Below are 7,787 nucleotides of genomic sequence, written 5' to 3'. Positions count from 1 at the left end.
CGGTTGCTGTCGCCACGCCAGCATTATTACGGCATCTCGGAGAGGGCCGTACCCGACTCTCCGTAACAGGGCGGGTCAGACCCGGTACGGGGCGCTCTGGCACCCCGCGCGGCCTGCTGGCACCGGTCGATCGTGACTCGGGCGTTACTGTATCGGCTTTGCCCCTCCAGTCACACCAGTAACATACCCAGAGTGACCGAAATTCGGGATCCCCTGCGGCTGCGGCGATCCAGCGCCTCCCAGGTGACATCCCGACCCACGACAGGTTACGGCCAGACATCAAAAAAATCACCTTTTGATAACAGGGCTTGGGGGTCGGGTTAGCCCGTGCTCTGAATGTGGTGGCCCAGGTCTCAGTACCCGGCACGCCCCCGGCCCCTCTCCTGTGCAGCGGAGCCGTGAGGCAATACAGTCAGAGGGCATACAGCCAACGAACGCCCCGGCCGCACCCCCACGGCGACGGCCGCGGACAGAAGCGATGGGACGGTTGCGCGATGGTGGTCAGCGGTACGGACACGGGTGCCAGGATGCGCGTGCTGGTCTACAGCGACGACGCCGACACCCGCGAGCAGGTGCGACTGGCGGTCGGCCGGCGCCCCTCGGCCGACGTTCCCCTCGTGGAGTTCGTCGAGTGCGCGACCGCGCCCATGGTCCTGCGCAGGCTGGAGGACACCGACCCCTCCGCGCGCGTGGACGTGGCGATCTTCGACGGCGAGGCCTCCCCCGTCGGCGGGATGGGCCTGTGCCGCCAGGTCAAGGACGAGATCTACCGCTGCCCGCCGGTCCTGCTGCTGGTGGGACGGCGCGACGACGGCTGGCTGGCCACCTGGTCCCAGGCCGAGCAGGTCGTCAGCCACCCGATCGACCCCGTCGCGCTCGCCGAGGCCCTGGCCGAGCTCATGCGCCAGCGGGTCGCGGCGGCCCTGAACGGGTGACACGCGTGCGAGACGGTCTCGGAACGGGCCACCGCGGCGACGCGGAGCCGCGCCGCCGCCGCGCGGTGGGCGCGGCCCTGCACCACGGCGCCGACATCGGGCGATGGCGCGCTCACGCCACGCCCCTTCCCCCCGGCGCCTGAGGGCGGCCCGCCCGCGCGCCGCGCCCCGGCCCTTCCGTGCCCGTTCCTTCACCGTGGAGCAACCCAGATGAACGTCCCCGCCGCCCACTCCGCCGCCGGCTCCGGAGCCGCGAACCCCGACGAACGGTCCGCCGTGACCGAGCGGACCTGGTCCAACCTCATCACCGCCCTGCTGGGCGGACGGACCCTGAGCGCCGACGACACCGCGTGGGCGATGAACGAGATCATGTCCGAGGCCGCGACCGACGCCCAGATCGCCGGGTTCGCCATCGCGCTGCGCGCCAAGGGCGAGAGCGTGTCGGAGGTGACCGGCCTGGCCCGGGGCATGCTCGACAACGCCGTGCGCATCCACGTCCCCGGACCGACCCTGGACATCGTCGGCACCGGCGGCGACCGCGCGCACACCGTGAACGTGTCCACGATGGCGGCGATCGTGGCCTCGGCCGCGGGCGCCCGCGTGGTCAAGCACGGCAACCGGGCGGCGTCCTCCTCCTGCGGCACCGCCGACGTGCTGGAGCGCCTGGGCGTGGTCCTGGACCTGCCGCCGGAGCTGACCGTGCGGGTGGCCGAGGAGGCGGGCATCGCCTTCTGCTTCGCCCCGGTCTTCCACCCCTCGTTCCGCTTCACCGCCAAGCCCCGCCGCGAGCTGGCGGTGCCCACGGTGTTCAACTTCCTGGGCCCGCTGACCAACCCGGCCCAGCCCACCACCTCGGCCATCGGGGTGTTCGACGAGCGCATGTGCGAGGTGATCGCCGGGGTGTTCGCCCGCCGCGGCTCCTCGGCCCTGGTGTTCCGGGGCGACGACGGGCTGGACGAGCTGACCACCACGACCACCTCCACGGTGTGGGTGGTGGACGACGGCCAGGCCCGGCGCGAGACGCTCGACCCCGCCGACCTGGGCATCGCCCGCTCGCGTCCGGAGGACCTGCGCGGCGGCGACGTCGGGTTCAACGCCCAGGCCGTGCGCGACCTCCTGGCGGGCCGCACCGGCCCGGTGCGCGACGCCGTGCTGCTCAACGCGGGCGCCGCGCTGGCCGCCGTGGACGGCATCCGGGGCCCCCTGCTGGAGTCGGTGCGCGACGGGTACGAGCGGGCCGCCGCGGCGGTGGACGGCGGCGCCGCCGAGCGCGCGCTGGAGCGCTGGGTGGAGATCAGCCAGCAGTACGCCAAGGCCCTGTGAACACGCGCCGGGGGCGCGGCGGCGGGGATACCCGGTGCCGCGCCCCCGGCGTTCGGCCCGCCCGCGGCGGGTCTCAGGCCTCGAAGCGGGCCACGAAGCGGCGCTGCCAGGGGGTCTCCACCGCGCGCGGCAGGTAGTGCGCGCGGACGTAGGCGACCGCCTCGCGCGCGGGGACCCCGTCCAGCACCGCCAGGCACGCCAGCGCCGTGCCGGTGCGCCCCTGGCCGCCGCCGCAGGCGACCTCGACGCGTTCGGCCCCGGCGCGCTCCCACGCCTCGCGCAGCGCCGCGCCCACGGCCGCGGGGTCGGAGGGCAGACCGAAGTCCCGCCACCGCAGCCAGCGCCCCTCCCAGGGCACGGGCGCCGGTTCGCGGCCCAGCAGGTACAGCCCGAGGTCGGGCGGGGGTCCGGGCGGCAGCGGGCGCCTCAGGCCCCGGCCGCGCACCAGCCTGCCCGAGGGCAGGGCGAGGACCCCCGCCTCCCGCGCACTCCAGGTACCGGCCACGACCGGCTACCAGCCCAGGGCGAAGGCCGACTCCAGGTCGTGCCTGGAGTACGCCTGGAAGGAGATGTGGGTGTCGGAGGAGAGCACGCCGGGCACCTTGTTCACCCGGCCGGGGATCACCTCGGCCAGGTCCTCGTGCTTGCGCACCCGCACCATGGCGATGAGGTCGACGCCGCCGGTGACCGAGTAGACCTCGCTCACCCCGTCGATCTCCGCGATCGCCCCGGCGACCTCGGGGATGCGGTGGACGTCGGCCTTGATCATGACGATCGCGGTGATCACTGTGCCTCCAGGGCGGTTCCTCGGAAAATGTCGGGACGGGCGCGTCGGCCGCGCCGGGGCGCACCAGGGCGTGTGCCTAGTAGACGTCGGACAGCCGCGTCCCGGAGCGCCACCGCAGCCGGTAGACCACCAGTCCCACGACCACCCCCGCGACGAACCCGTACACGTGCGCCGCGTAGGCGACGCCGCCTCCGGCGCCGGGGGCGCTCGGTGTGGTGACGTAGAGAAGATACTGAAGAGCGAAGTAGCTGCCCACCACGGCCCACCCGGGCAGGCGCATCGGGATCACCCCGAACACCAGCGTGGTCACCCGGCTGCGGAACTGCACGACCAGGTAGGCGCCCAGCACGCCCGAGATGGCCCCGGACGCGCCCACCATCGGCATGGCCGCGTCGACGTCGGTCAGCGCGAAGCCGTAGGCTGCGGCGACCCCGGTGGCCAGGTACAGCCCCGTGAAGCGCAGCTTGCCGATCCGGTCCTCCACCACGGGCCCGAACACGAACAGGTACACCAGGTTGCCGATCAGGTGCCCGGGCCCGCTGTGCAGGAACATCGAGCTGAACACCGAGAACCACACCGGCTTGCCGTCGAGCTGCCCGCACTCGGGGACCGCGTGCGGGACCAGGTCGGTCCGGCCCGTGATCTCGGCGGGCACCGCCCCCCAGTACATGAAGTAGTCCTGGATCGCGCAGAAGCGCTCGAACATGTCCGCCGGGTACCACACCGCGGTCAGCGCCTGCGGCGACACCAAATAGACGAGGACGTTGACCGCGACCAGCGTGTACGAGACGACGGGGACGCGGCGGACGGGGTAGTCGTCATTGAGCGGAAGCGCGGCCATGGGCCCAGTGTGTCATCCCGGTGTGCGCCTCGGCGCTGCGCAACGGGCATGTCCACTCCCCGTCGATCTCGACCAGCCGCGTGGCGGGGTCGGCGAGCCAGTCCAGGACCAGCTCGGTCTCCCCCGGGAGCGCGCCGGGGCTGGGCCCGTACCCGGCGGGCACGTACTCGGCGGTGGCCACGAGGGAGGCCAGGAACGCGGCCGGGTCGGTGCCCGGGCGCAGCACGGCGCTGGCGGCCAGGCGGCCGTGGCGGACCACGCAGGTCTCCCAGCCCGCGGCGGTGCGGCGGGAGGCGACCAGGTGCGCGACCGCGGCGATGGCCGACAGGCGCTGGGCCCGCCTGGCGCCGCGCAGGAACGCGGTGAGCCGGTCGCGCAGGTGCGCGGCCTCCTCGTAGCGCAGGTCCGCGGCGAGTTCGCCTATGCGCGCGGTGTGCGCGTCCACCACGGCGGCGGGGTCCCCGGTCATCGCGACGCGCGCGGCCTCGGCGTGCACGGCGTACTCGGCCTCGCTCTCGCTGCCGTCGCAGGGCGCGCCGCAGCGGCCCAGCTGTGCCACCACGCACGGGCCCGTCCACCGCGCGCCCGAGGTGACCACCTGCGGGGCGACGCGGGTCCCGCCTCCGCTTCCCCCCGCGACCGCCTCCGGGGGCCGGAAGGTGTGCGCGCACTGGCGCAGCGGGAAGACGTGGAGCAGGGCCTCCCTGGCCCGCTCGGCCTCGCGAGGCGAGGCGTAGGGCCCGATTTGGGCCGCCCCGTCGCCGCTGACCGCGCGCACCACCGACAGGCGCGGGAAGGCGTCGGCGGTGAGCCGGACCCACGAGGCGCGCTCGGGGTTGCGCGAACGCCGGTTGTAGGGCGGTTTGCGTTCGGCGATGATGCGCAGCTCGCGGACGGAGGCCTCCAGCTCGCTGGAGCACACGATGGGGGTCACGCCCGCCACCAGGCCCGCCATCTCACGGATGCGCTGGCGGCTCTCGGCCGCGGTGAAGTAGGTGCGCACCCGGCGGCGCAGGTTCTTGCTCTTGCCGACGTAGAGGCTCTCCCCGCGGGCGTCGGTGAACACGTACACGCCCGGCTCCTCCGGCAGGTCCTCGGCCAGGTGGCGCCTGCTGCGCTGGGCCTTGGTGGGCGGCTTGGTGACCGCGCGCAGCTCCTCCACGCTGGACACGCCCATGGGGCGCAGGCGCTCCACGAGCCCGTGCAGGACGCCCACGGTGGCGCGGGCGTCCTCCAGGGCGCGGTGGTTGGGCGCGACCGGGACCCCGAAGTAGGCCGCCAGTGTGGCCAGCCGGTGGTTGCGCGTCTCGCCGCGCGCGAGCACGGCGCGGGCCAGGCGCAGCGTGTCCACGACCGGGTAGCCGGGCCAGTCCGTGCCGTGGCGCTCGCACGCGGCCTTGAGGAAGCCGGTGTCGAAGGGCGCGTTGTGGGCCACCAGCACGGTGTCGGGCTCGGCGTCCAGGAAGGCCAGCAGCCGGGGCAGGACCTCCTCCATCGGCGGGGCCGAGGCCACCATCGACTGGGTGATCCCCGTCAGGAGGGTGATGTTGGCCGGTATGGGGGTACCGGGATTGACCAGGGTGGCGAACTCGCCGACGACCTCGCCGCCGCGCACCCTGACCGCGCCGACCTCCGTGATCCGGGAGCCGCTCGCGCTGGTGCCGGTGGTCTCCAGGTCCAGCACCACGAAGGACGCCGCGGCCAACGGCGTACCGAGGTCGCTGATGCTGGTCTGGACGCCGGCGGGCGCCGCTTGTCGTACCACCCGGCCAGGGTAGTCGGCCGTGCGGACAACCTGGCGGAATACGGTCTGACCTGCCCGACATGCAAAGATGTGGGTCATCGGGGCGGCGGCGGGGCCGCCGCCCCTCCAGAGCACCAGACGAGGGAGGAACCGTGGGGATCGCGATGCCGGGTGACAGTGAGCGGTGGCGGTGCACCGGATGCGGCAATCTCACGCGGTTCGACGTGACCCGGACCGTGCGCTCCCAGGACTACGTCCACCTGGACCTGGCCGGTGAGGGCGGGGTCGAGGAGCGCACCGTGCTCTCCGAGACCATCGAGCGGGTGCGGTGCCGCTGGTGCGGCGCCACCGACAGCGTCGAGATCATCGCCCGCCCCGACGCCGACCGGTCGGTCCCCGGTTCCTCGGCGGAGAGCCCGACGGGTCGGGCATGAGCGCCCGCCCCGGTGCGGGCGGCGACTCCGACGGCGGCGATCCGCTCGACGGCGGCGTCCACCCGGCGGAGGACGGCGGCCACGGCGCCGGCGATGACGGCGGTGACGGCGGCGAACGGCTGGCCCGGCCGCTGCCCGAGCAGGTGCGCGCCCGGGTCGTCGAGTACGGCTCGGACGTGCTCGGCGGCATGCGCGCGAGCGACCTGCCCCCGCTGCTGCGCAGGGTCGCCAGGTTCGAGCCGCGCCGCAGGGCCCGGCTCGCCGGACCGCAGATCGCCGCCCAGCTGGAGAACGACGAAACCTTCCGCGGCATGGTCGCGGCCCGCGTCGACCAGGTGTGGCCCGAGCTGGCCGAGGGCCTGCGCTCGGGCGTGGTGCCCCCCGCGGCCGACCCCGTGGCCGTGGCCGCCTGCGCCTACCTGCTGCGGCCCCCGGGGTGGCCCGGCATCGTCGAGGACGTCCACCGGGAGCTGGAGCGCCAGACCAGCGTCAAGGAGGCGGACCAGGCCGCGGAGGCCCTGGACGCCGCCCGCCGCCAACTGGACGAGACCCGGCACGACCACCAGGAGGAGCTGGAGCGGCTGCGGTCCCAGATCAAGGCCCAGCGCACCGAGATCGCCGAGCTGCGCCGCAAGGTGCACACCGAGCGGCAGCGGGCCAAGGAGGCCACCGAGCGGGCCTCGCGGGCGCTGACCGAGACGGCCGGACGCGAGTCGGAGTCCGCCGCGCGGGTCGGCGCGCTGGAGTCGCAGAACCGGCGGCTGAGATCGAGGCTGGCCACGGCCGAGGCCCAGCTGGACAACGCCCGGCGGGCGGTGCGCGCCGGACGCAACGCCGACGAGGCGCGGCTGCGCGTGCTGCTGGACGTACTGGTGGAGGCCTCCCACGGCCTGCGCCGCGAACTGGCGCTGCCCACCGTCCTGGACAGCCCCGCCGACCTGGTGGCCGAGACCGAGCAGCAGCGGCGGGTGTCCCTGGGCGGGCTGCCCGACGACGACCCCGGCCTTCTGGAGCACCTGCTCACCGCGCCCCGGGTGCACCTGCTGGTGGACGGCTACAACGTCACCAAGACCGGCTACGGGACCCTCCCCCTGGCCGACCAGCGCACCCGGCTGATGAACTCCCTGGAGGGGCTGGCCAGCCGGACCAAGGCCGAGATCACGTGCGTGTTCGACGGCGCGGACGTGGACACCCCGCCGGTGATGGCGGCGGCGCGCCGGGTGCGGCTGCTGTTCAGCGCGCCCGGGGAGACCGCGGACGAGCTGATCGTGCGGCTGGTGCGCGCCGAACCCCCGGGGCGACCGATCGCGGTGGTCACCTCCGACCGCGAGATCGTGACGGCGGTGCGCCGCGCCGGGGCGCGCGCGGTGCCCTCGACGATCTTCCTGCGCCGCCTGGAGGCGCACGGCTGACGGGGCCGGACGCCCGCCGCGGGGGCGGGCACGGCCCGGCCCGGGCGTCACGGGGACACACCCACCCCAGCCGTTACCCATTCGTTATCCCATTGGACCCGCGGCTCACTCCCAGGAACGACGCGCCCGCCGCGGACCGCGGCGCGCACTGTGAACACCGGCACGTACGGGGCCCCGTGGTTGAGCTGTGCAGAGCGGTCCGCTAGGTTCTTCCCGGAACGTGAGTGCTCCACCGGACAGCAAGGCCGCGTCTGAGCCCGCCGGTCGGGACCCGCACACTCACCCGCCCGCGCCCCGCGCGGGCGGGTGAG

General features: G+C 74.4%; 8 protein-coding genes. 4 read left to right on the top strand and 4 right to left on the bottom strand.

Going from position 1 to position 7,787, the window contains the following annotated elements; genetic code table 11:
- Nucleotides 1-494 precede the first annotated feature (494 nt).
- Together DQW06_RS13975 and trpD are read left to right on the top strand one after the other, a co-directional pair.
- Nucleotides 495-935, top strand: coding sequence for a response regulator transcription factor (locus tag DQW06_RS13975; RefSeq protein ID WP_013154152.1), 441 nt, complete (start codon nt 495-497; stop codon nt 933-935).
- Between the two features lie 210 nt (nt 936-1,145).
- On the top strand, nt 1,146-2,258 hold the full coding sequence (gene trpD / locus DQW06_RS13970) for an anthranilate phosphoribosyltransferase (protein WP_013154153.1): 1,113 nt from the start codon (nt 1,146-1,148) through the stop codon (nt 2,256-2,258).
- Nucleotides 2,259-2,331: 73 nt separating this feature from the next.
- Here the strand turns inward: trpD and DQW06_RS13965 are convergent, their stop codons facing one another.
- The 4 genes from DQW06_RS13965 to DQW06_RS13950 all read right to left on the bottom strand — a co-directional run bounded on the left by DQW06_RS13965 (nt 2,332) and on the right by DQW06_RS13950 (nt 5,651).
- Nucleotides 2,332-2,763, bottom strand: coding sequence for a protein-tyrosine phosphatase family protein (locus DQW06_RS13965; RefSeq protein ID WP_013154154.1), 432 nt, complete (start codon nt 2,761-2,763; stop codon nt 2,332-2,334).
- 6 nt (nt 2,764-2,769) lie between these two features.
- On the bottom strand, nt 2,770-3,045 hold the full coding sequence (locus DQW06_RS13960; RefSeq protein WP_013154155.1) for an Lrp/AsnC family transcriptional regulator: 276 nt from the start codon (nt 3,043-3,045) through the stop codon (nt 2,770-2,772).
- 76 nt (nt 3,046-3,121) lie between these two features.
- Nucleotides 3,122-3,886: a rhomboid family intramembrane serine protease gene (locus tag DQW06_RS13955; RefSeq protein ID WP_013154156.1), complete on the bottom strand. Its 765-nt coding sequence runs from the start codon at nt 3,884-3,886 to the stop codon at nt 3,122-3,124.
- Complete coding sequence (locus tag DQW06_RS13950) at nt 3,864-5,651, bottom strand: DEDD exonuclease domain-containing protein (protein ID WP_117198591.1); 1,788 nt, start codon at nt 5,649-5,651, stop codon at nt 3,864-3,866. The genes DQW06_RS13955 and DQW06_RS13950 overlap by 23 nt, the downstream gene beginning before the upstream one ends.
- A gap of 131 nt (nt 5,652-5,782) precedes the next feature.
- Here DQW06_RS13950 and DQW06_RS13945 point away from each other — a divergent pair, with 131 nt between their 5' ends.
- Nucleotides 5,783-6,064, top strand: coding sequence for a hypothetical protein (locus DQW06_RS13945; protein ID WP_013154158.1), 282 nt, complete (start codon nt 5,783-5,785; stop codon nt 6,062-6,064).
- Nucleotides 6,061-7,476: an NYN domain-containing protein gene (locus tag DQW06_RS13940; RefSeq protein WP_013154159.1), complete on the top strand. Its 1,416-nt coding sequence runs from the start codon at nt 6,061-6,063 to the stop codon at nt 7,474-7,476. The genes DQW06_RS13945 and DQW06_RS13940 overlap by 4 nt, the downstream gene beginning before the upstream one ends.
- Nucleotides 7,477-7,787 lie beyond the last annotated feature (311 nt).

This window comes from Nocardiopsis sp. TNDT3 (genome assembly GCF_003427465.1).
GTDB lineage: Bacteria > Actinomycetota > Actinomycetes > Streptosporangiales > Streptosporangiaceae > Nocardiopsis > Nocardiopsis dassonvillei.
This window is presented reverse-complemented; position numbering and strand designations above follow the sequence as displayed.

What these genes read in the sequence shown, in the direction of transcription:
- DQW06_RS13975 (WP_013154152.1), top strand. Translation starts at nt 495, where the DNA reads ATGGTGGTCAGCGGTACGGACACGGGTGCCAGGATGCGCGTGCTGGTC.
- trpD (WP_013154153.1), top strand. Translation starts at nt 1,146, where the DNA reads ATGAACGTCCCCGCCGCCCACTCCGCCGCCGGCTCCGGAGCCGCGAAC.
- DQW06_RS13955 (WP_013154156.1), bottom strand. Translation starts at nt 3,886, where the DNA reads ATGGCCGCGCTTCCGCTCAATGACGACTACCCCGTCCGCCGCGTCCCC.
- DQW06_RS13940 (WP_013154159.1), top strand. Translation starts at nt 6,061, where the DNA reads ATGAGCGCCCGCCCCGGTGCGGGCGGCGACTCCGACGGCGGCGATCCG.